The sequence below is a fragment of the Rhodoferax sp. RT5P35 genome (assembly GCF_056521385.1).
Genome location: NZ_JBWMAX010000022.1, coordinates 22,650 through 42,787, shown reverse-complemented (window position 1 = coordinate 42,787; position 20,138 = coordinate 22,650). Strand labels below are relative to the sequence as shown.

At 62.4% G+C, this 20,138-nt stretch carries 21 protein-coding genes; 14 read left to right on the top strand and 7 right to left on the bottom strand.

All coding sequences use genetic code 11. The features are described from left to right. The first annotated feature begins 210 nt into the window (after nucleotides 1-210). Nucleotides 211-732, top strand: a complete 522-nt coding sequence (locus AC097L_RS22930; protein WP_479589061.1) for a hypothetical protein — start codon at nucleotides 211-213, stop codon at nucleotides 730-732. Nucleotides 733-930: 198 nt separating this feature from the next. On the opposite strand, the gene AC097L_RS22925 is transcribed toward AC097L_RS22930, so the two are convergent. After that, a complete protein-coding gene (locus AC097L_RS22925; protein WP_479589060.1) occupies nucleotides 931-1,392 on the bottom strand; it encodes a hypothetical protein in 462 nt (153 codons plus the stop codon). 37 nt (nucleotides 1,393-1,429) lie between these two features. Next, nucleotides 1,430-1,987, bottom strand: a complete 558-nt coding sequence (locus tag AC097L_RS22920) for a hypothetical protein (protein WP_479589059.1) — start codon at nucleotides 1,985-1,987, stop codon at nucleotides 1,430-1,432. A 290-nt stretch (nucleotides 1,988-2,277) separates the two neighbouring features. On the opposite strand from AC097L_RS22920, the gene AC097L_RS22915 reads away from it, so the two are divergent. Together AC097L_RS22915 and AC097L_RS22910 are read left to right on the top strand one after the other, a co-directional pair. Continuing rightward, nucleotides 2,278-2,778, top strand: a complete 501-nt coding sequence (locus AC097L_RS22915; RefSeq protein ID WP_479589058.1) for an antitoxin Xre/MbcA/ParS toxin-binding domain-containing protein — start codon at nucleotides 2,278-2,280, stop codon at nucleotides 2,776-2,778. A gap of 7 nt (nucleotides 2,779-2,785) precedes the next feature. Next, the gene (locus AC097L_RS22910) at nucleotides 2,786-3,244 is read left to right on the top strand and encodes an RES family NAD+ phosphorylase (RefSeq protein WP_479589057.1); all 459 of its coding nucleotides are present in this window, start codon (nucleotides 2,786-2,788) and stop codon (nucleotides 3,242-3,244) included. Here AC097L_RS22910 and AC097L_RS22905 read toward each other — a convergent pair. Continuing rightward, nucleotides 3,241-4,146 carry a LysR substrate-binding domain-containing protein gene (locus AC097L_RS22905; RefSeq protein ID WP_479589056.1) on the bottom strand — a complete coding sequence of 302 codons (906 nt, stop codon included), beginning with the start codon at nucleotides 4,144-4,146 and terminating at the stop codon, nucleotides 3,241-3,243. The two genes, AC097L_RS22910 and AC097L_RS22905, sit on opposite strands and share 4 nt — an antisense overlap. A 131-nt stretch (nucleotides 4,147-4,277) precedes the next feature. After that, entirely contained in the window at nucleotides 4,278-5,078 is an 801-nt protein-coding gene (locus AC097L_RS22900; protein ID WP_479589055.1) for an AraC family ligand binding domain-containing protein, read from the bottom strand. A gap of 90 nt (nucleotides 5,079-5,168) precedes the next feature. On the opposite strand from AC097L_RS22900, the gene AC097L_RS22895 reads away from it, so the two are divergent. The 3 genes from AC097L_RS22895 (at nucleotide 5,169) to AC097L_RS22885 (ending at nucleotide 8,736) form a co-directional block, all read left to right on the top strand. Continuing rightward, nucleotides 5,169-6,092 carry a DMT family transporter gene (locus AC097L_RS22895; RefSeq protein WP_479589054.1) on the top strand — a complete coding sequence of 308 codons (924 nt, stop codon included), beginning with the start codon at nucleotides 5,169-5,171 and terminating at the stop codon, nucleotides 6,090-6,092. Nucleotides 6,093-6,308: 216 nt separating this feature from the next. Then, the gene (locus AC097L_RS22890) at nucleotides 6,309-7,505 is read left to right on the top strand and encodes an acyl-CoA dehydrogenase (protein ID WP_479589053.1); all 1,197 of its coding nucleotides are present in this window, start codon (nucleotides 6,309-6,311) and stop codon (nucleotides 7,503-7,505) included. Nucleotide 7,506: 1 nt separating this feature from the next. Then, a complete protein-coding gene (locus AC097L_RS22885; protein ID WP_479589052.1) occupies nucleotides 7,507-8,736 on the top strand; it encodes a CaiB/BaiF CoA transferase family protein in 1,230 nt (409 codons plus the stop codon). A 118-nt stretch (nucleotides 8,737-8,854) separates the two neighbouring features. On the opposite strand, the gene AC097L_RS22880 is transcribed toward AC097L_RS22885, so the two are convergent. After that, on the bottom strand, nucleotides 8,855-9,448 hold the full coding sequence (locus tag AC097L_RS22880; protein WP_479589051.1) for a PEP-CTERM sorting domain-containing protein: 594 nt from the start codon (nucleotides 9,446-9,448) through the stop codon (nucleotides 8,855-8,857). 436 nt (nucleotides 9,449-9,884) lie between these two features. On the opposite strand from AC097L_RS22880, the gene AC097L_RS22875 reads away from it, so the two are divergent. Beyond that, nucleotides 9,885-10,574, top strand: coding sequence for a DUF3334 family protein (locus AC097L_RS22875; protein WP_479589050.1), 690 nt, complete (start codon nucleotides 9,885-9,887; stop codon nucleotides 10,572-10,574). Nucleotides 10,575-10,734: 160 nt separating this feature from the next. Here AC097L_RS22875 and AC097L_RS22870 read toward each other — a convergent pair whose 3' ends face one another. After that, the gene (locus tag AC097L_RS22870) at nucleotides 10,735-12,258 is read right to left on the bottom strand and encodes a CoA-acylating methylmalonate-semialdehyde dehydrogenase (protein ID WP_479589049.1); all 1,524 of its coding nucleotides are present in this window, start codon (nucleotides 12,256-12,258) and stop codon (nucleotides 10,735-10,737) included. 242 nt (nucleotides 12,259-12,500) lie between these two features. Between AC097L_RS22870 and AC097L_RS22865 the strand changes: the two genes are divergently transcribed. Further along, complete coding sequence (locus AC097L_RS22865; RefSeq protein WP_479589048.1) at nucleotides 12,501-13,442, top strand: LysR family transcriptional regulator; 942 nt, start codon at nucleotides 12,501-12,503, stop codon at nucleotides 13,440-13,442. Nucleotides 13,443-13,547: 105 nt separating this feature from the next. On the opposite strand, the gene AC097L_RS22860 is transcribed toward AC097L_RS22865, so the two are convergent. Then, nucleotides 13,548-14,210, bottom strand: a complete 663-nt coding sequence (locus AC097L_RS22860) for a GntR family transcriptional regulator (protein ID WP_479589047.1) — start codon at nucleotides 14,208-14,210, stop codon at nucleotides 13,548-13,550. 166 nt (nucleotides 14,211-14,376) lie between these two features. On the opposite strand from AC097L_RS22860, the gene AC097L_RS22855 reads away from it, so the two are divergent. The 6 genes from AC097L_RS22855 (at nucleotide 14,377) to AC097L_RS22830 (ending at nucleotide 20,082) form a co-directional block, all read left to right on the top strand. Continuing rightward, a complete protein-coding gene (locus AC097L_RS22855; protein WP_479589046.1) occupies nucleotides 14,377-15,291 on the top strand; it encodes a dihydrodipicolinate synthase family protein in 915 nt (304 codons plus the stop codon). A gap of 2 nt (nucleotides 15,292-15,293) precedes the next feature. Continuing rightward, nucleotides 15,294-16,232 carry a 4-hydroxyproline epimerase gene (locus AC097L_RS22850; protein ID WP_479589045.1) on the top strand — a complete coding sequence of 313 codons (939 nt, stop codon included), beginning with the start codon at nucleotides 15,294-15,296 and terminating at the stop codon, nucleotides 16,230-16,232. After that, nucleotides 16,229-17,335, top strand: a complete 1,107-nt coding sequence (locus AC097L_RS22845; protein WP_479589044.1) for an NAD(P)/FAD-dependent oxidoreductase — start codon at nucleotides 16,229-16,231, stop codon at nucleotides 17,333-17,335. The genes AC097L_RS22850 and AC097L_RS22845 overlap by 4 nt, the downstream gene beginning before the upstream one ends. Beyond that, nucleotides 17,326-17,562, top strand: a complete 237-nt coding sequence (locus AC097L_RS22840) for a (2Fe-2S)-binding protein (RefSeq protein ID WP_479589043.1) — start codon at nucleotides 17,326-17,328, stop codon at nucleotides 17,560-17,562. The genes AC097L_RS22845 and AC097L_RS22840 overlap by 10 nt, the downstream gene beginning before the upstream one ends. Then, nucleotides 17,562-18,812 carry an FAD-dependent oxidoreductase gene (locus AC097L_RS22835; RefSeq protein WP_479589042.1) on the top strand — a complete coding sequence of 417 codons (1,251 nt, stop codon included), beginning with the start codon at nucleotides 17,562-17,564 and terminating at the stop codon, nucleotides 18,810-18,812. The genes AC097L_RS22840 and AC097L_RS22835 overlap by 1 nt, the downstream gene beginning before the upstream one ends. 136 nt (nucleotides 18,813-18,948) lie before the next feature. Then, nucleotides 18,949-20,082 carry a branched-chain amino acid ABC transporter substrate-binding protein gene (locus AC097L_RS22830; RefSeq protein WP_479589039.1) on the top strand — a complete coding sequence of 378 codons (1,134 nt, stop codon included), beginning with the start codon at nucleotides 18,949-18,951 and terminating at the stop codon, nucleotides 20,080-20,082. Nucleotides 20,083-20,138: the final 56 nt, after the last annotated feature.

The following is a 20,138-nucleotide window of genomic DNA, read 5'->3' as shown; positions in this document are numbered from 1 at the left end:
GGGTTGTATCTCTGGAAATCTCTGAATCTTTAAGCATGGTGTGCACGATCTGTTGCGTGCACACGATCTTGCGAGTGGAAAGGGCTCAGTTCAAGATGGGTTCGCCGGACGCTTACGATCGATCAGCCTGAGGCTCAGGAGGCCATCAGGAGAATCACAAAGAGCGACATGCGGCTGTCTACGAGGCAGCCATCCCAAGGCAAGGACGCGTTGTGGGAGCTCGACTTGATGCGATTTCTTCGCGGGCGCGGGGTGGCCGCGATCTTCAAAGACCCGCCTGACCTAGAGCTCAATCTACCTGGTCTGCCCGCGCCTTACGGGATTGCGTGCAAGAAGGTCTACTCCGACGCATCTGTCGGCAAGCAGTTCTCCAAAGGGCTCAAGCAGCTCTCTCCGTATTCGGGTGCAGGGCTGGTGGCATTCAACCTTGACGACCTCACCCCGGAGCGCAGCCTCCTCCGAGCGGCCAATCGCCGCGATGCGAGCGACCATCTTCATGGATTGAATGTCTCCTTCATGGAGCGGCATCGGATGAGGTTCCAAGATGCAGTCATGGCTGGCCGGTGCGACGGAGTGTGGATTTCATCGTGCGTCCACGCTGACGTTGCAGGCTTGTCGCCGAGGTTCAACCGCGTTACCGAGAACACGCTCTGGACAGTCTCGGGCGCCCGTCATGGATCGGCCTTTCGATTAGCCGCGTTGCAGGGGGTTGTTGACGGAGCCGGCGGTTGACTTTGTTATTCCTGCTGATAGGTTGATTATCGATTTTCCATATCAGTCTCGGAGGGCATCGATGAAGCCAAATGCAAAAAACAAAGACCAGAATCGTCATCCAGCAAACAGCCTAGCTGACTCGATTTCGCGGGAGTTTGTCCTTGGCCTTCTCTTGGCTGGCGGGATTCTCGGCGTCGTTTTGATGTTTGCAGATTTCTATGCTACGTGACCGAATAGGTGTTTGACGGCCAAATCAGCCAACCAACCATACATTGCGAAAACCAATCCCACTTTGCATTTCTGGGACGCGTCGACTAGCAGAGTCGGCACAAGTTGGGTGGATGCTTGGCCGCCAGCCTTGAGTGTGGCAATTTGATTTCCGGAAAGCACCACTCCATCGGCAATTTCCAATACCGAGATGATCGTGAAGACAAAGGTGACGAGTTCGAGAAAGAACTTCTGAGCATCTCTGTCGCCACCTCGCAGCAGAACCCAAGCGGCCATGGCAAGACCGTAGCCGGAAGCAGCTATGAGCACACGGAGCATCGAAATGTGTTCCCCTCGCTTGGTCCACAGTATCCAATGACCAACCGTTGAAATTGCATCCTTGATGAACGCGAGAATTGTGGGCAAGCTCATATCCCTCCGCTGTTTTCCGAGTTTGTTGTTCTCGCTCATTGTATGTAAGCAATGAGCGCGTCATTCTCTGTCGAGGTCAGTGACTGGGTGGAAAACGCTCGATGATGGCGATGGCATCGAGCTTGCGGGTGTCTACGGTGAACTCTGATTCGCCCAAGTAGAAAGAGTGCGCCGATGGGCCTGCGATGATGGCTTGGGCAGGGACAACGGCCCGCAGGATCACTCCGCCTTTGCCCACGGCGTTGAGGCCGCTGGCGAAGGTCTTGGCGGTCTCTCGCTTGTCCGACCATGCCGATCCGATTTGGCCGGCCTCGAAGCGCTCGAGGTTCTCGCCTCGGTAGAGATCGAGGTCGGGTCCCTCATAGTGAGGGAGCCAGACCCACGCGACATCAAGAAGCAGAGCATCGTCTTCGACCAGCTCGCGCAGCCTGTGATGGCACACATGCCATTGCGTATGGAAGGTAGCGCAGTGCTCGCGAGAAGAGGGCGGCAGATGGATCAGCTCGCGCAGGAAATCTCGCCAGTCGGATCGATGTTTCGGGCGCTCCGCGCTGCGGATCAAGGGCATGAATTCGTGCCCGGCGAGCATGCTTTTTAGTAGCGCTGGATAGGCGTTTGGCATGTCGGTTTTCAAGGCATTTTCCGCCCGCAAGTGCCGTCATTTGCCCATACGTTCGCTGGGGATCAGAGGGGGACTTTTAAAATGACTTTTCGCCAAATCTCTAGGATTCATGAGCCTTACAAAGTCGTGCGCGGGTAGTGCTGCATCATGGGGGTGTGGGCGGGGACTTCTTCTTTTTTCATGTCTATCAAAACTGCGTGTGTGTGCCGGGAATGCGCTCGGTCTGAGGGCTAGTGACCATTGTAGGGAGACGATTTGGTTCTATATGTGCATTTGCATCCAATTCGTGATGTAATTGATTCATGACAGCTACCTACCTTGAACCCCTTGCCCCCGCCCATTCCTCGCTGTGGCTGATCATCCAGCCTGCGGCGGGGGGGCGTGGTGTGGGGGACGCGAAGGCCTCGGTACACCCGCATGGCACCGCGTTCAACAACGAGCAGGCGCTGCGCATCCTCAAGCGCGGCATCTCCAGCCGGGTGATCGATCCGCTGTCCGACTACCTGGAAATGGGCAAGGGGGAACTGGCCGAGATCCTGGATCTGGACCGCACTACGGCGTTGCGACGGGCAGGTAAAGATCTGCCGCTGCCCACGCATTCCGCCGAGAACGTGTTGCGCGTGCTGGAGCTGGAGGAAATGGCCACCGACACTTTTGAAACCCAGGCCATCGCCCTGGGCTGGTTGCGCCGCCCGCACCCGATGCTGGACGGCGAGAGTCCGCTGCAGTCGGCCAAAACCTCGTTTGGTACCCGCCGGGTCAAGGACATGCTGGTGGCGATCAAGCACGGTGGCGTGGTTTGATCCAGCCATGCCCCTGAGCGTCTGGCGCATCGGTTTTTCGGGTGCGTTGACCTTGCCCGCGCTGGGCTATGGTTCCACGCTGGGCGATGGCCGCTGGCACATTGGCTGCGCCGGGCCGCTGCAACTGGTGTATTGCGGTGCCAGCCGGGCGCTGTGCCAGCTGGAACGGCGGGTGCATTGCAATGGCGGAATGCCGAAGAACATGGTGCTGTTGCGGCTGGAGATTCCCGATACGGCCACACTGCCGGATGCCGATGTACCTGTCGACTGGCGAGAAGACCAGGCCGCTACCCAGGCCATCGGCATGCGTTGGCTGATAGGCGGGACAAGCCTGGGGCTATGGGTGCCATCCTTTGTGGAGTCTGCTGAGCGCAACCTGCTGCTGAACCCCGCGCACCCGGACTACGTCCGGGTTGGGTTGGTGTTGGAGAAGAACCCGTTTGTGTTTGACCCGCGGCTGTTCTAAACCGCCTGCTGCATCCACGCCACAAACGCTTCCACCAAGGCCTGGTTCTCGGTGCGTTCTGGTAGCACGCAGTAATAGGCGCGTGCATTCGCCCCGCCAGTCGGCAGCGGGGGTGCGCAGGCCAGCACCAATTCACCCCGTGCTAGCTCGGCCTCGACCAGCAAGCGGGGCACCAGGGCCAGGCCTAGGCCGCAGGTGGCCGCTGCGGCGGTCATGGAAAACAGCTCGTAGCGCGGGCCGCGCCGGGCCAGGGGGGCGGGCACGCCCACGGCATCGAACCACTGCCGCCAGCCGTCGGGGCGGGTGCTTTGCTGCAGCAGGGGGAGGTCGGCGATGGCCTCGGCGGTCAACGCGGTTGCGCCGTTTAATAGCGCCGGGCTGCACACTGGCACCATGTCCTCTGCCAACAAGCGCACGGCACGAGTGCCTGCCCACTGGACTACCTGGTCGGCGCTGCCGCTGTACAGGGCGGCATCGAAGGGCGTATCGGCAAACATAAAGGGGCGGGTGCGGGTTTCGATGTGGACCGTGGTGTCGGGGTGCAGGGCCGTCCAGGCGGGCAGGCGCGGGATCAGCCAGCGGGTGGCGAAGGTGGGCACCGAGGCCAGATGCAGCGTGCCGCCGCTGCCCTGGTGGGACATGGCATCCAGCGTGTCCTGCTCCAGCCCGCGCAGACGCAACGCCACCTGCTGCGCGTACTCGGCCCCCTGGGGGGTGAGCGCCACGCCGTGGCGGGTGCGGCGAAACAACGGCACACCCACAAAGGCCTCCAGCGCGGTGATCTGGCGCGACACCGCGCCCTGGCTCAGGGCCAGCTCTTGGGCGGCGCGGGTGTAGCTTTCGTGGCGGGCGGCGGCATCGAGGCAGGCCAGGGCTTGGAGGGAGGGGATTTTGCGGCGCATAGTGTGAGAAATATACACACCAGCCTGATAGCTGCCTAGCAGTTTTGATAGCTTCTTGCGCTCAATGGATAAGCGCAGGGCGCCGAAATGCCGCTATCCCTCCAAAATTCAAATATGCTTGAATTGCACAATCAGGCTACCGCACCTTTGCGGAATTCGTCCGGTGTCACCCCCATCAGACGGCGGAACATGCTGATGAACGCCGAGGCGCTGGCGTAGCCCAGGTCCAGCGCCACCGTTTCCACGGTTTGCCCGGCATCCAGCAGCGGCATGGCCTTGACCACCCGCAGGCGTTGGCGCCATTCCACAAACGACATGCCCAGCTCGCGCTGGAAGCGGCGCAGCAGGGTGCGCTCGGTGGTGTGGGCGGCGTGGGCGATTTCGGGCAGGGTGCGGTTGTCGCCGGGCTGGGCTTCCAAGGCGCGCAGTACCGCGCCCAGCAAGGGATCGGCCGAGCTGGGCAGGTAGCTGCCGGCGCAGGGGGCCAGGGCGAGCTGGTCGGCCAGCACCTGCAGCAGGCGCTCTTGTGCGTCGCTGCGGGGCAGGGTGCCGGGCTGCTGGCGTAGGTGGTCCAGCACGGCACGCACCAGCGGGCTGACGGTGAGGGCGCAAGGGTTCTTTGGCAGCGCGCCGCAATGCTCGGCGGCCATGTAGAGCGAGCAGTGCACCACCTCGTAGCGGTTCAGGCCCATGTGCTCCACGTCGGGCGGCAGCCAGATGCCGTACTGCGGCGGGGCCAGGTAGTGGTGGTTGGCCACCTTGACCTCGATCACACCGCTGAAGGCATAGACAAATTCGCCCCAGGCGTGGCGGTGCTGTGGGTATCGCGAGTCGGCCTGCACGCTGGCGGTGCGGAAGAACATGGACGCGGGCAGGGCGCTGGTGAACGGGGCGGTTTCCAGATTTTTTTGCAGGTACTTAGCAGCTTGCATGTTGTCGGCTTCCGGCTATGACTTGTCTGGAATGCACTATATCCAGCAAATCCGTCGAACGGACAATCCAGACTCACACAAAGGACTTCCATGGACATCCGCAAACCCCTCGACGGCCAAGCCAGCGCCACCATGCTAGTGCTCTGCACTCTCTGGGGCTTGCAGCAGGTGGCGATCAAGGCCGTGGCGCAAGACATCGCGCCCATTTTGCAGATCGGGCTGCGCTCGGGCGTGGCGGCGCTATTGGTCTGGCTGCTGATGCGCTGGCGTAAGGAAGACATGGCGTTGACCCACTGGCGGCCCGGCCTGGCGGTGGGGGCCTTGTTTGGGCTGGAATACCTGCTGGTGGGCGAGGGCCTGCGCTTCACCTCGGCCTCGCACATGGTGGTGTTCTTGTACACCGCCCCGATTTTTGTGGCCCTGGGCCTGCACTGGAAGCTGCCCGCCGAACGGCTGAGCCCGGTGAAGTGGCTGGGCATCGGCCTGGCGTTTGCGGGCATTGTGTTCACCTTCTTTGGGCGTGCGGCACCGTCTACGGCGGGCGCGTCCGGCCAGATGTTGCTGGGCGACCTGCTGGGGCTGCTGGCGGGCGTGGCCTGGGGTGCCACCACAGTAGTGGTGCGTACCTCCAGCCTGGCCCGGGTGTCGGCCGCGCAGACCCTGCTCTACCAGTTGGTGGCCGCCTGCGTGCTGCTGCTGGGTGCGGCCTGGGCGCTGGGCCAGACCGCTATCCACGCCACGCCGCTGGTTTGGGCGGTGATGGGATTCCAGTCGTTGGTGGTGTCGTTTGCCAGCTTTTTGGTGTGGTTCTGGCTGCTGCGCACTTACCTGGCATCGCGCCTGAGCGTGTTCTCTTTTCTGACCCCGCTGTTTGGCATGGGCTTTGGTGTGTGGCTGCTGCACGAGCCGTTGGAGCCGGGTTTTGTGGCGGGTGCCGTGTGTGTGTTGGCGGGCGTGGTGCTGGTCAGCAGCGAGGGCTGGCTGCGGCTGGGCTTCAAAAAGAAGACAATTTGAATCGCACCCAGCTGTGTTTAATATTCACAATGGCTTGGGTGGGGTACTGCAATATATGTAGCTATTAGTGTAAGAAATATCTACGCTAGATGCCAACATCCTATATAAATGGCTGTATTCATACATACGAAAAATGCATAACTGGGTGCGAACAAATCGTTTGCCTCGGTGTCCCGGCGGGCACTACCATGGCGGTTATTCTTTTGGAGACACCCCATGGCCCACGCCGCATTCCAATGGCAAGACCCGTTCTTGCTCGACCAGCAACTCAGCGATGACGAACGCATGGTGCGCGATGCGTCGGCGGCCTATTGCCAGGACAAACTGCTGCCGCGCGTGCTGCAGGCCTTCCGCACCGAGAGCACCGACCCGGCCATCTTTCGCGAGATGGGCGAACTCGGCCTGCTCGGCCCCACCATTCCCGAGCAGTACGGCGGCCCCGGCCTGAACTACGTGGCCTACGGCCTGATCGCCCGCGAAGTGGAGCGTGTGGACTCGGGCTACCGCTCGATGATGAGCGTGCAAAGCTCGCTGGTGATGGTGCCGATTTTTGAATTCGGTACCGAGGCGCAGCGGCAAAAATACCTGCCCAAACTGGCCACCGGCGCGTGGATTGGCTGCTTCGGCCTGACCGAGCCCGACCACGGCTCCGACCCAGGCTCCATGGCCACCCGCGCACACAAGGTGGCGGGCGGCTACCAACTCAGTGGCTCCAAGATGTGGATATCCAACAGCCCGATCGCGGACGTGTTCGTGGTCTGGGCCAAAGAGGTGGACGCGGCGGGCAACGTGGGTCCCATCCGCGGCTTTATTCTGGACAAAGGCATGGCCGGCCTGAGCGCCCCGGCCATTCACGGCAAGGTGGGGCTGCGCGCCAGCATCACCGGCGAGATCGTGATGGACGGCGTGTTCTGCCCCGAAGAAAACGCCTTCCCCGAAGTACGTGGTTTGAAAGGCCCGTTCACCTGCCTCAACAGCGCCCGCTATGGCATCGCCTGGGGTGCGCTGGGGGCGGCCGAGGACTGCTGGTTCCGTGCCCGCCAGTACACGCTGGACCGCAAACAGTTTGGCCGCCCGCTGGCCGCCAACCAGCTGATCCAGAAAAAGCTGGCCGACATGCAGACCGAGATCGCCCTGGGCCTGCAAGGCTGCCTGCGCCTGGGCCGCATGAAGGACGAGGGCACGGCTTCGGTAGAGCTCACCTCACTGCTGAAGCGCAACTCCTGCGGCAAGTCGCTGGACATCGCTCGGCTGGCGCGCGACATGATGGGCGGCAACGGCATCTCGGACGAGTTCGGCGTGGCGCGGCACCTGGTGAACCTGGAGGTGGTCAACACCTACGAGGGCACGCACGACATCCACGCCCTGATATTGGGCCGCGCCCAGACCGGCATCGCCGCGTTTGGAAACTGAGGTGAGCGCTGCACTGAGCCACCTCAAGGTGCTGGACTTGTCCCGCGTGTTGGCCGGGCCGTGGTGCACCCAGATGCTGGGCGACCTGGGGGCCGATGTGGTCAAGGTCGAGCGCCCGGTGGTGGGCGACGACACCCGCCACTGGGGTCCGCCTTTCCTGCAAGACGCAGACGGGAATGACACCGACCAGGCCACCTATTTCACCGCCTGCAACCGCAACAAGCGCTCCATCACCATCGACATGGCGCAGGCCGAGGGCCAGGCGTTGATCCGCCAGATGGCCGCGACCAGCGACGTGCTGGTAGAGAACTTCAAGGTCGGCGGCCTCAGCGCTTACGGGCTGGACTACGCCAGTCTGCAGGCCATCAACCCGCGCTTGATTTACTGCTCGGTCACCGGCTTCGGCCAGACCGGGCCGTACGCCGAGCGCGCGGGCTACGACCTGATGGTGCAGGCCATGGGCGGCATGATGTCTATCACCGGCCCGGCGGGCGGCGCTCCGCAAAAAGTCGGTGTGGCAGTGATCGACCTGTTCACCGGGGTCTACGCCTGCAGCGCCATCCTGGCCGCCATCGAGTCGCGCCACCGCACCGGCTTGGGCCAGCACATCGACATGGCCTTGCTCGACGTGGGCATGGCCATGCTGGCCAACCAGGCCGCCGGATTCCTGAACACCGGCAAAGTGCCCCAGCGCCAGGGCAACACCCATCCCAGCCTGGCCCCCTACCAGGACTTCCCCACGGCAGACGGCGCGATGCTGCTGGCCATCGGCAACGACGGCCAGTTCGCCCGTTTCTGTACCGCTGCCGAGCACCCCGAATGGGCCACCGACCCGCGTTTCAGCACCAACACCTTGCGGGTGCGGCACCGTGCCGAGCTGACACCTGCGCTGGAGTCTGTCACCCGCACGCGCAGCACCGCGCAGTGGATTACTTTGCTGGAAGACAAAGCCGTGCCCTGCGGCCCCATCAACGATATGGACCAGGCCTTTGCCGATACCCAGGTGCAGGCCCGTGGTTTAAAGGTAAATCAGCCTGTAGCGCAGGCGCAGTCTGCCCAAGATGCTATTACATCAATAGCAAGTGTCGCCAGCCCGCTAAGGCTAACCGCCACGCCACCCGTGCTGCACCGGGCTCCGCCGGGTTTGGGGGAGCACACCGACGAGGTGCTGGCAGGCTTGGGCCTGGATGCAGCCGCAATTGCGGGCTTGCGGGCGGCTGGGGTGGTGTAGGGCGGTTTAGTCAGCACCACCAATGCCGGTTGTTCCGGGGTGAATCCGCTCGGCGTTTAATCTTCCAAGCCTGTTGCACAGCTGTACGGCAGTGCAACAGCCTCAGCGGGTTTAGCCGTTACGCTGCCTTGCGTTTGCGCATGGCGAGTAAACCCGCCAGGGCGATGCCGACCAAGGCCAGGCTGTCGGGCTCCGGAACATTATTGGAGGTTCCATTGACCTGGATGTCGTCCACTAAGAAAAAGTCGTTACTGAAGATTTGCAGCGTGTCGATGTTGCTGAAGTTCAGTACAAAGTTGGTCCAAGGCTGGCTGAACTCGGCTGTCACGCTACCGACTACGGTGCCATCCAGCAAGCCGACGATGGTGTCGGTTTGCGAGGAACCTTGCCAGCCGTTGAGCCAGAGGTCTTGCACAGAAAATGTGCCGCCGCCCTGCTGGGTCATGCTCATGCTGCCCCTGTAGTTGTTCAATGCCGCGAATTTGCCACTGTGCCCAGTGCCGACACCATTGCTCCACCATCCACCCGATGGGCTGACATCCAGAGCATCCATGTTGGAACTGAAGACAAAGCCAAAGTCAACAAAGCCAGCCTGAGTGTTTGGTCCGTATGTGCCCGGTTGGACCAGATCATCAAAGGTGATGACAGTGGCATTTGCGGCGAAGCAGCTAAACACGGTGCCTGCCAGTATGGAAATGAGTTTGAATTTCATGAAGTTGTGTGTTTTAAAGTTGAAGGGCTGGTACCCAAACATCCACGCATCACCTTGTGGCTTTACGTATTTGTCTTTCGTGTATGACCCTAACAATTTGTTTCAGCAACTTGCATGCCCAGAAACACACAACATAGTTTTATCTTGAAAATTTGTTTAGAAACATAGAGTTACGATTGTTTCTATTTTATGTTTGTATGTATCGTTAAGTTACTATTTGAGATGTGTAAATATTTTCGACATGAGCCAGGCAGACCTTGGGTTGCGCTTCATGGCTACGCCACATGTGCTGACGCGGCTGGGCCACGTTTTTTTCAAGGCGGGTGTGGGGTGGCCTAGCGGCTCTGGGCCTCCCGCAAATTCTTGGTTGCAAGTCCTTACATAGCCTATGCTCTGGCATCTATTCGCCTTGTCAACCCAGACCCCCTAAAAAACCATGCGCAACCAAGAGCCCTCCGTCATCTTTGGTACCGAAGATTTACTGTTAAGCCTGTGTAACTCGGTCACCCGGGTGCTGCATGTGGCAACCAACAGCCCTATCCACTACTCCGGCATGGTGCAGCGCATCAGCAAAACCTGCCTCAAGCCCGACATTGGCTGTTTTGTGCTGTTTGACGGCGGCTTTTCTGGCTTGGTGATCATCAATTTCACGGCCCAGGCAGCCATGGAGCTGTACGAAACCTACCTGCTGAACATGGGGATGCCCAAAGAGGAGCTGGTGACCTCCTACACCTCCGACGAAGTGAGCAATGTGATGGGTGAGTTGATGAACCAGGTGGTGGGCGATTTCACCGGCAAGGTGCAGCGCGAACTGCAAACCCAGATCACCCAGAACCAGCCCAAAATGCTGGCGCTGAACAAGCAGGTGATCATGAGCGTAGACGCCAACCTCGACAAGCCCGAGGCCCGCCGCGTGACTTTCTACACCGGCAAAAATAATATCTTTTACCTGGAGTTGGCGGTGGACAACATCCAGTTCATCAAGATGGTGGATTTCGAGGTGCAAGCCGCCCCCGACCCCAGCGCCTTGATGGACCAGGTGCACAACAACACCCACAACGCCCCCAGCCCGGCCCCCGCCAGCAGCAGCGAAACCGACGATTTCCTCAAGTCCTTAGGGATGTAACAGGCCCAGGCAAAGCCGCAGGCGAGCCGAATCTTCCAGAAACAGCGCAGAACTGGCTTTGCCAGGCTGCTGCTGTTGCCCCCTGCAAGGGGGTGGCGAAAGTTGTGTTCTCAGCCCTTTGGGCTGATTCCAGGCGAAGCGCTGCAGCCTGGGGGTGTACTTACTTCGCCGTAGGCATCACAAACTCAGCCCCCTTGGCAATGCTTTCGGGCCAGCGCTGCATGATGGACTTTTGCTTGGTGTAGAAGCGCACGCCTTCTTCGCCGTAGGCGTGCATGTCGCCGAACAGGCTCTTCTTCCAGCCGCCGAAGCCGTGCCAGGCCATCGGCACAGGGATCGGCACGTTGATGCCGACCATGCCGACCTGGATGCGGCGGCTGAACTCGCGGGCCACGTTGCCGTCGCGGGTGAAGCAGGCCACACCGTTGCCGAATTCGTGGTCGTTGATGAGCTGGATCGAGGTGGCCAGATCCGGCACGCGCACGCAGGCCAGCACCGGGCCGAAGATTTCTTCCTTGTAGATGCGCATGTCGGGCGTGACGTGGTCGAACAGCGTGCCGCCCATCCAGAAACCGGCCTCGCATCCTTCGCCAGCGGCAGCGCCGTTGAAGTTGCGGCCATCGTTCAGCAACTGTGCGCCTTCTTTCACGCCTTGCTCGATGTAGCCGGTGATACGGGCATGGGCGGCGGGGGTGACGATGGGGCCCATTTCGGCGGCCAGATTGGTGCCGTTCAACACCTTCAGGGTCTTGGTGCGGGCCAGCAGCTTGGGGATCACCTTGTCGGCCACGTCGCCGACCAGCACTGCGACGGAGATCGCCATGCAGCGTTCGCCAGCGGAGCCGTAACCTGCGCCGATCAGCGCATCCACCACCTGGTCGATGTCGGCATCGGGCATCACCACCATGTGGTTCTTCGCGCCGCCCAGGGCCTGCACGCGCTTGCCGTGGTGGGCACCGGTTTCATAGATGTAGTTGGCGATGGGTGTGGAGCCGACGAAGCTCACGGCCTTCACGTCGGGGTGCACCAGCAGCGCGTCTACGGCTTCCTTATCGCCCTGGACCACGTTGAACACGCCATCGGGCAGACCGGCCTGCTTGAGCAAATCGGCCATGAACAGGCTGGCGCTGGGGTCGATGGGGCTGGGCTTGAGCACGAAGGTGTTGCCTGCGGCAATCGCTACCGGGAACATCCACATCGGCACCATCACTGGGAAGTTGAACGGCGTGATACCGGCCACCACGCCCAGGGGCTGGCGCAGCGTCCAGTTATCGATGCCGGTGGAGACTTGGTCGGTGAAGTCGCCCTTGAGCAACTGCGGAATGCCGCAGGAGAATTCCACGATGTCGATGCCGCGGGCTACTTCGCCCTGGGCATCGGTAAACACCTTGCCGTGCTCGGCGGTGATGAGGTGGGCCAACTCGTCCTTGTGCAGGTTCAGCAGCTCCAGAAACTTGAACAGCACGCGGGCACGGCGGATGGGCGGGGTGTCGGCCCACTTGGGGAAGGCGGCCAGGGCCGATGCCACGGCGGCATCCACGTCCTGCTGGTTGCCCAAGCGCACATTGCGGCTGACCTTGCCGGTGGCCGGGTTGTACACCGGCTGTGTGCGGGTGCCGTGGCCGGTGGTGCGCTCGCCGTGCAGGTACTGGGCGATTTCGGTGGAGTCGGAAGCAGCGGTCATGGAGTGTCTCGTAGTGGTGGAGTGAGGCTGCAGTGTAGGCACGCCACCCCCGCGTCACAAGGCCGAAACTTTGAATTGATTGTTCAGAATGGTGAACAATGTACCCATGAAAATTTCTACCAACACTGCTTGGGCCAGAACGCACCCTTCCAGGGATACCGTGGAACTGGCTTTGCCAGGCCACTGGTATCGCCCCCTACAAGGGGGTTGGCGCAGCGCAGCGAAGCCTGGGGGTGAGTGAAATGCACGAACAGAAAATCAACGAGCTGTGGAGCCATTTGCACTGGCTCACCGTGCTGGCCCAGCAGGGCAGTTACACCGCGGCGGCCGCCCGGCTGGGCGTGAGCAAGGCGGCGATGAGCCAGCGCATGGCCGATCTGGAGCGCACGGCGGGCGTGCCGCTGGTGCGCCGCACTACCCGCAGCGTGCGCCTCACCGAGGCGGGCCAGCGCCTGGTGGACGACACCCGCGCGCCGTTCGAGCAGATCGCCCAAAGCTTCGCCCAGGTCCGCGACCTGGCCGACGCGCCCCACGGCCTGCTGCGGGTGACCGCTCCTGTGGCGTTTGCACGCCAGCAGCTGGTGCCCCGGCTGGCCGATTTTTTGCGCGAGTACCCGGATGTGCGGCTGGAGCTGGAGCTGTCCGACCGCCTGTCCAGCCTGGCTACCGAGGGGTTCGACCTGGCCATCCGCCACACCGCCGCGCCGCCCGACACCCATGTGGCCTGGACGCTGTGCGCCACCCGCTCGCTGCTGATGGCCAGCCGGGCCTACCTGCGCAAACGCGGCACGCCGCTGCGCCCCGAGGACTTGCGCACCCACAGCTGCCTGCACTACCCGCGCGCCCAGGACACGCCCGCCTGGACCTTCGAGCATGCGGGCGAGCGGGTGACGGTGCCGGTCTCGGGTGTTTTGTCGGCCAACAACAGCGAAGCCCTGCGCGATGCCGCCGTGGCCGGGCTGGGGATTGCACTGCTGCCCGATTTCAGCCTGCCCAGCAGCCTGCGCGCCAGCAAGCTGGTTTCCGTGCTGCCCGACTGGCAACTGGTGGGCGGCTATGCCGACCAGCTCTACGCCATCCGCCCCTACACGGCCCATGTGCCGCGCGCGGTGACGGCGTTTGTTAACTACCTGCGGCGGGCGCTGGCGGGGGGATTTGGGGCGGGGGAAGATTTGGAGAAATAGGGCATTTTTTGGGTGTCAAATCACCCTCTAGCGCAAATTTAATATACGCTAGTTGCTCCTATTTTTGATATCAAAAATAGGAGCAATGTTTTTTATTTATGGGATTCAGTTGTCAATCACCCGCCGCGCAAATCCTTGCAGGTAGTCCATCAGCCGCGTGGCGCCGCCCACTGCTGCGGCCTCGTCGCCGGTGGCGATGCCGTGGGCCAGCTCCATATGGGCGTTTGCGGCTTCCATGATGTCGCCTGCATGCTGGTAGGCCACCCAAAAGCGGCGGCACTGCACGATCAGCGGCACCACGGCTTTGACGGCGGAATGGTTGTGGCAGGCCTGGTGGTTCACCTGGTCCAGCGCCAAGTCAGCGGCCATGTAGTCGGCCAGATTCCCGCGCGCGGCCGCCTGCACCATCTTTTCCGCACAGCGCAGGATATCTTTGCGCTGCAAGGCCGTGGCCCGGCGGGCCGAGCAGGCGGCTACCAGGCATTCGAGCACGCGGCGGGTGTGCACGACATCCAGGTGGTCGGCCAGGTCAATGTTGGACACCAGCAGGCCGCGCCTGGGTTGCTGCACGATCAGCCCGATCGACACCATGCGCAGCAACGCCTCGCGCACGGGGGTGCGGCCCAGCTGCGTCAGCTCGACCAGATCGCCCTCGACCACCGGGCTGCCCGGAGCCAGCTTCAGGGTGGAGATCAGCGTCTCGATTGCGTCGTAGGCCAGGTCGGCGGCGCGGCGTTTGGGCAATGGCGGGGCAGGGGCTTTGGGCATGGTGTGGGCCGTCGTTGGGCGCGGTGGTGCATTGCAATGGTGCATTGGACCAAAAAAAGCTGGCACACAAGCTGCATCGATGCAAAAAGATATTTTAAATATGTTGCTAATATATTAAGATGGCACCCGACAAGCCGCAACCAACCCATTCAACAGGATTTACACCATGACATTGCCCCGCTGGAAAGGCATCTTCCCCGCCATCACTACCAAGTTCCACCCCAACGAGGCCATCGACGCAGAAGGCACGGCCAAGCACATCGAGTTCCAGATAGCCAACGGCATCCACGGCCTGGTCACCTGCGGCTCGCTGGGCGAAGCCAGCACCTTGACGCTGGAAGAAAAGCTGCAGGTTGCCGACATCGCCCTGAAGGCCGCCAAAGGCCGTATTCCCGTGCTGGCCAATGTGTCCGAAACCAGCACCCGCGAGGCCCTGCGCTACATCGACGGTGCCAACAAGCTGGGCGTAGACGGCTACATGGTCATGCCGTCCGTCATCTACGTGGCCGACGCGCGTGAGGCCATGCTGAATGTGCGCACCATGGCCAACGCCGCGCAAAAACCCATCATGGTCTACAACAACCCGGTGGCTTACCGCGTAGATTTGAAGCCTGAGCACATGCAAGAGCTGGCCGACTGCGAATGGATCGTGGCCATCAAGGAAAGCACCGACAACATCCGCCGCATCACCGACCTGCGCAACCTGCTGGGCACGCGCTACCAGCTGTTCCTGGGCGTGGACGACCTGGCCTATGAAGGCCTGGCGCTGGGCTGCGACGGCCTGCTGGCCGGTGTGGGCTGCGCCTTCCCGCGCGAAACCGTGGCCCTGTACGACCTGATGCAGGCAGGCGAGTGGGCCGAAGCGCTCAAGCTCTACCAGTGGATGACCCCCATGCTGCACCTGGACGTGTCCACCAAGCTGGTGCAAAACCTGAAGCTGATCGACCTGCTGGTCGGTGTGGGCAGCGAGCACATGCGCCGCCCGCGCCTGCCGCTGATCGGCGAAGAGCGCGCTTATATTGAAGGCGTGGTGGCCAAGGCCTTGGCGACCCGTCCTGCAAAGTACCAATCTATCGTCTAAACATGCAACGCATCCAGATCATCGATTCCCACACCGGCGGCGAACCCACGCGGCTGGTGGTGGGCGGCTTCCCCAACCTGGGCACGGGCAGCATGGCCGAGCGCCGCGCAGTGCTGGCCGCGCAGCACGACAAATGGCGGGCCGCCACGGTGCTGGAGCCGCGTGGCAACGACGTGATCGTGGGCGCGCTGCTCTGCGAGCCGGTAGCGGCGGACGCGGTGGCCGGGGTCATCTTCTTCAACAACACCGGTTACCTCGGCATGTGCGGCCACGGCACCATCGGCCTGGTGGTCAGCCTGGCGCACATGGGCCGCATTGGGCCGGGCGTACACAAAATCGAAACCCCGGTGGGCACGGTGGAGGCCACGCTGCACACCGACGGTGGTGTGAGCGTGCGCAACGTGCCCGCCTACCGCTTTGCCACGCAGGTGGCTGTGGACGTGCCAGGCTATGGTGTGGCGCATGGCGACATTGCCTGGGGCGGCAACTGGTTCTTTCTGGTCAACGACCACGGCCTGCGCGTGGCCAGCGACCAGTTGGCGGCGCTCACCAGCTACGCCTGTGCGCTGAGTGCGGCCTTGGGCGCGCAGGGCATCACCGGGGCCGATGGTGCCGAGATTGACCACATCGAACTGTTCGGCCCGGACGACCAGGGTGCCGACAGCCGCAACTACGTGCTGTGCCCCGGCATGGCCTACGACCGCTCTCCCTGCGGCACCGGCACCAGCGCCAAGATCGCCTGTTTGGCCGCAGACGGCAAGCTGGCCCCGGGTGCTATCTGGCAGCAAGCCAGCGTGATCGGCAGCCGCTTCGAGGCTTCGTACACCGTGCAGGACGGCCAGGTTATCCCCACCATCCGGGGCCGCGCCCATGTGTGCGCGGAATCCACTTTACTGATTGCCGAAGACGACCCCTTCGCCTGGGGCATCGCCCTAGGATGAACCCGGATGTCATCGTCATCGGCGCAGGCATCGTCGGCGCAGCCTGTGCCCAGGCCCTGGCGCAGGCGGGCCAGCGCGTGCTGGTGCTCGACGCGCGCCTGGGCGGCGCCACCGGCGCGGGCATGGGCCACCTGGTGGTGATGGACGACAATCCGGCCGAGCTGGCATTGAGCCAGTACTCCGTCGCCCAGTGGCGCGCCCTGGCTTCGCAGATGCCCGCAGACTGCGCCTTCAGCGGGTGCGGCACGCTGTGGGTGGCGGCCGATGCCGAGGAAATGGCGGCGGCCGAGGACAAGCGCCAGCGCCTGCAAGACCACGGCATCGCCTGCCATTTGCTGGATGCCCAAGCACTGGCCCAGGCCGAACCCGCCTTGCGCCCCGGCCTGGCGGGCGCGCTCAAGGTGCCCGGCGACGGCATCGTTTACGCCCCCAATGCCGCCCGCTGGTTGCTATTAAAATATGAGCATTTAGTGCAGGTGGAATATGCGCTAGTAACCGAAATTGATGGAAAAACCGTGCACATGGCCGACGGCACGTACCGCCAGGCCCCCCAGATTCTGCTGGCCAACGGCATCCACGCCACCACGCTGTGCCCCGGCCTGCCCATCCGCCCCAAAAAAGGCCACCTCCTCATCACCGACCGCTACCCCGGCACCGTGCACCACCAACTGGTGGAGCTGGGCTATGTAACCAGCGCCCACCACAGCGTGGGGCCATCGGTGGCTTTCAATCTGCAGCCGCGTCCTACTGGGCAGTTACTGCTGGGGTCGAGCCGCCAGTTCGACACCCTCGATACGACCGTAGAGGCGGAGATGCTGCAAGCCATGCTGCAGCGCGCGCTGGCCTACATGCCTGGTCTGGCCGACCTTAACGCTATCCGCAGCTGGTGCGGTCTGCGCGCCGCCACGCCCGACAGCCTGCCCATCCTGGGCGCGCACCCGGACCGCGATGGGCTGTGGCTGGCCGTGGGGCACGAAGGCCTGGGCGTGACGACAGCTTTGGGTACGGCCCACATGTTGGCCGCCTTGATGACCGGCGGCACGCCACCCCTGGATGTCGCGCCCTACAGCCTGCAACGCTTTGCGGAGGTGGCATGCACGTGAGTTTGCACATCAACGGCCAGCCTGTCGCCGTGCCTGCAGGCTGCTCGGTTGCCGCGGCGCTGGCCATCGCAGGCAATGGGGTTGCCCGAATTTCTGTGGGCGGCGAAGCCCGTGCCCCGCTGTGTGGCATGGGCATCTGCCAGGAATGCCGGGTGTCCATCAACGGCGTGCGCCGCTTGGCCTGCCAGACGACCTGCAGCACGGACATGCGGGTAGAGATCACTTGATGACCCAGTGCGACATCCTCATCATTGGCGCGGGCCCCGCAGGCATGGCGGCGGCGCTGGCGGCGGCGCCCAGCGGCGCGTCGATCGCCATCATCGACGACAACCCCGCACCCGGCGGCCAGATCTGGCGCGACGGCCCTCACGCGAATGTGCCGGTGGCCGCGCAGCGCATGCGCTCCCAATTGGCGGCCTGTGCCAACGTACGCATTTACAGCGGTGCGCGCGTCATCTCCGCCCTAGCCGCCCATACTTTGCTGCTGGAAGATGCTGAACGCGGCTGGACCCAGCAATGGAAAACCCTCATTTTGTGTACCGGCGCACGCGAGCTGATGCTGCCGTTCCCCGGCTGGACGCTGCCGGGTGTGACCGGCGCGGGGGGCTTGCAGGCGCTCATCAAGTCTGGTTTGCCTGTCGCCGGTGAACGCATCGTGGTCGCGGGCAGTGGCCCCTTGCTGCTGGCCGCTGCAGCCTCGGCGCACAAAGCCGGTGCCAGCGTGGTGCGCATTGCAGAGCAGGCGGGTTTTGCGGCCGTGCTGGGCTTTGCCGCGCGGCTGGCCGGGTCGCCGGGTAAAGCGCTGCAGGCGCTGACCCTCGTACATCCGCAGTACCGTACCGCCAGCCATGTGCTTGCGGTGCGCGGGCAGGGCCGTGTCGAATCAGTGCAATTGCAGCAGGGCGACCGCAGGGTGGAGATCGCCTGCCATCGCCTGGCCTGCGGTTTCGGCCTGGTGCCCAACACCCAGTTGGGCCAACTGCTGGGCTGTGACCTCACGCCCACCGGGCTGGCGGTAGACGATTGGCAAGCCACCAGCCAACCCCAAATTTACGCGGCAGGCGAATGCACCGGCGTGGGGGGCAGCGAGCGGGCTTTGGTGCAGGGCCGCATCGCAGGCCTGGCCGCCGTGGGCAACCAGGCCGCTGCCCAAGCCCTGTGGCCCGAGCGCAGCCGCTGGCAGGCCTTTGCCCGGCAGTTGGCGCGCAGCTTTGCTTTGGCACCGAAACTGAAAAAATTGCCCCAGGCCGACACCCTGGTCTGCCGCTGTGAAGACGTGCCCTATGCGGCCCTGCAGGTCTGCGCGGGCTGGACGGATGCCAAGCTGCACACCCGCTGCGGCATGGGTGCCTGCCAGGGCCGCGTCTGCGGCGCCGCCACGCAATTTTTACTGGGTTGGGAACAGCCCGTGCCCCGCAATCCCCTGGCACCTGCGCGCATTGGCACGCTTGCTGCTTTATATGAGAAAGGAAAATAAACATATAAGTTTTACTTCTAGTAGTTCATATTCGCTACATAAAGAAACTCTTTTTCCCCTCGATTGCGGTTCCCGCACTACAGTGCGTCCGTGACCGATTCCATGTTTTTACAACCTCTTCTTTAGGACACAGTCAATGCAAGCCACATTCACCAAAATCACCCTCGCATGCGCCGCAGCCATGGCGCTGGCCGGTACTGCTTATGCTGAAGACCAGACCGTCAAAATCGGTGTCACCGGTCCCCTGTCGGGTCCCAATGCCTTCATCGGCAAAGACAATGAAAACGGTGTGCGCCTGGCCGTGGAAGACCTGAACGCCAAGAAAATGGTGGTCGGCGGCAAGACCCTGAAATTTGAGTTGGAATCGGAAGACGACCAGTGCGATCCCAAAGCCGGTGTGAGCGTAGCCCAGAAGCTGGTGGACGGCAGCGTCAAGTACGTGATGGGCCCTTATTGCTCCGGCGTGGCCATTCCTGCATCCCGCGTGTACAGCCAAGGCGGCGTGGTAGTGTCTACCGTGGGCAGCAACCCCAAGGTCACCATGGGTGGCTACAAAAACCTGTTCCGCATCATGGCGGGCGACAACGAAATCGGCGCACGCCTGGCTTTCTACGCGGCCAACATCATGAAGGTCAAGAACGTGGCTGTCATCGACGACCGCACCGCTTACGGCCAAGGCTTGGCAGACGAGTTCAGCAAGGAAGCAAAGAAGCTGGGTCTGAACATCGTGGGCAATGAGTTCACCACCGACAAAGCCACCGACTTCTCCGCCATCCTGACCAGCCTGAAGGCCAAGAATCCCGACGTAATTTTGCTGGGCGGTTACGCACCCCAGGCTGGTCCTATGGCCCGCCAGATGAAGTCGCTGGGCATTACTGCCAAATTGCTGGGTGGTGACGCCATCTGTACCGCAGAACTGGGCAAGCTGGCCGGTGAAGCAGCCACCGACACCGTGTACTGCGCACAGGGCGGCGCGGTGCTGGAAAAAACGGCTGAGGGCCCTGCCTTCAAGGCCAAGTACAAGAAGCGTTTCAACATCGAACCCGATGCTTACGCGCCTTCGTTCTACGACCAGACCATGTTCATCGGCCAGTCGATGCAAAAAGCCGGTTCTGTCGATCCGGAAAAGGTCGGTGCCGAGATCTACAAGACCTCGTTCAAGGGCATGTCGGGCACGTTCGCGTTTGACGAAAAGGGCAATTTGAAAGCCGCTCCGATCACCATCTACACCTTCAAGGCCGGCGCACCATCGGCCCTGGGTACGTACTGATATGGTGCTGAATAGCATCTAAAAAAGGCCGCTTTTGCGGCCTTTTTTACGGTTGA

Excerpts from the sequence above, each read along its gene's own strand:
- AC097L_RS22895 (WP_479589054.1), top strand. The coding sequence starts at position 5,169 with ATGGACATCCGCAAACCCCTCGACGGCCAAGCCAGCGCCACCATGCTA.
- AC097L_RS22910 (WP_479589057.1), top strand. The coding sequence starts at position 2,786 with ATGCCCCTGAGCGTCTGGCGCATCGGTTTTTCGGGTGCGTTGACCTTG.
- AC097L_RS22840 (WP_479589043.1), top strand. The coding sequence starts at position 17,326 with ATGCACGTGAGTTTGCACATCAACGGCCAGCCTGTCGCCGTGCCTGCA.
- AC097L_RS22855 (WP_479589046.1), top strand. The coding sequence starts at position 14,377 with ATGACATTGCCCCGCTGGAAAGGCATCTTCCCCGCCATCACTACCAAG.
- AC097L_RS22870 (WP_479589049.1), bottom strand. The coding sequence starts at position 12,258 with ATGACCGCTGCTTCCGACTCCACCGAAATCGCCCAGTACCTGCACGGC.
- AC097L_RS22915 (WP_479589058.1), top strand. The coding sequence starts at position 2,278 with ATGACAGCTACCTACCTTGAACCCCTTGCCCCCGCCCATTCCTCGCTG.
- AC097L_RS22850 (WP_479589045.1), top strand. The coding sequence starts at position 15,294 with ATGCAACGCATCCAGATCATCGATTCCCACACCGGCGGCGAACCCACG.
- AC097L_RS22900 (WP_479589055.1), bottom strand. The coding sequence starts at position 5,078 with ATGCAAGCTGCTAAGTACCTGCAAAAAAATCTGGAAACCGCCCCGTTC.
- AC097L_RS22865 (WP_479589048.1), top strand. The coding sequence starts at position 12,501 with ATGCACGAACAGAAAATCAACGAGCTGTGGAGCCATTTGCACTGGCTC.
- AC097L_RS22905 (WP_479589056.1), bottom strand. The coding sequence starts at position 4,146 with ATGCGCCGCAAAATCCCCTCCCTCCAAGCCCTGGCCTGCCTCGATGCC.
- AC097L_RS22925 (WP_479589060.1), bottom strand. The coding sequence starts at position 1,392 with ATGAGCGAGAACAACAAACTCGGAAAACAGCGGAGGGATATGAGCTTG.
- AC097L_RS22880 (WP_479589051.1), bottom strand. The coding sequence starts at position 9,448 with ATGAAATTCAAACTCATTTCCATACTGGCAGGCACCGTGTTTAGCTGC.
- AC097L_RS22875 (WP_479589050.1), top strand. The coding sequence starts at position 9,885 with ATGCGCAACCAAGAGCCCTCCGTCATCTTTGGTACCGAAGATTTACTG.
- AC097L_RS22845 (WP_479589044.1), top strand. The coding sequence starts at position 16,229 with ATGAACCCGGATGTCATCGTCATCGGCGCAGGCATCGTCGGCGCAGCC.
- AC097L_RS22830 (WP_479589039.1), top strand. The coding sequence starts at position 18,949 with ATGCAAGCCACATTCACCAAAATCACCCTCGCATGCGCCGCAGCCATG.
- AC097L_RS22860 (WP_479589047.1), bottom strand. The coding sequence starts at position 14,210 with ATGCCCAAAGCCCCTGCCCCGCCATTGCCCAAACGCCGCGCCGCCGAC.
- AC097L_RS22890 (WP_479589053.1), top strand. The coding sequence starts at position 6,309 with ATGGCCCACGCCGCATTCCAATGGCAAGACCCGTTCTTGCTCGACCAG.
- AC097L_RS22835 (WP_479589042.1), top strand. The coding sequence starts at position 17,562 with ATGACCCAGTGCGACATCCTCATCATTGGCGCGGGCCCCGCAGGCATG.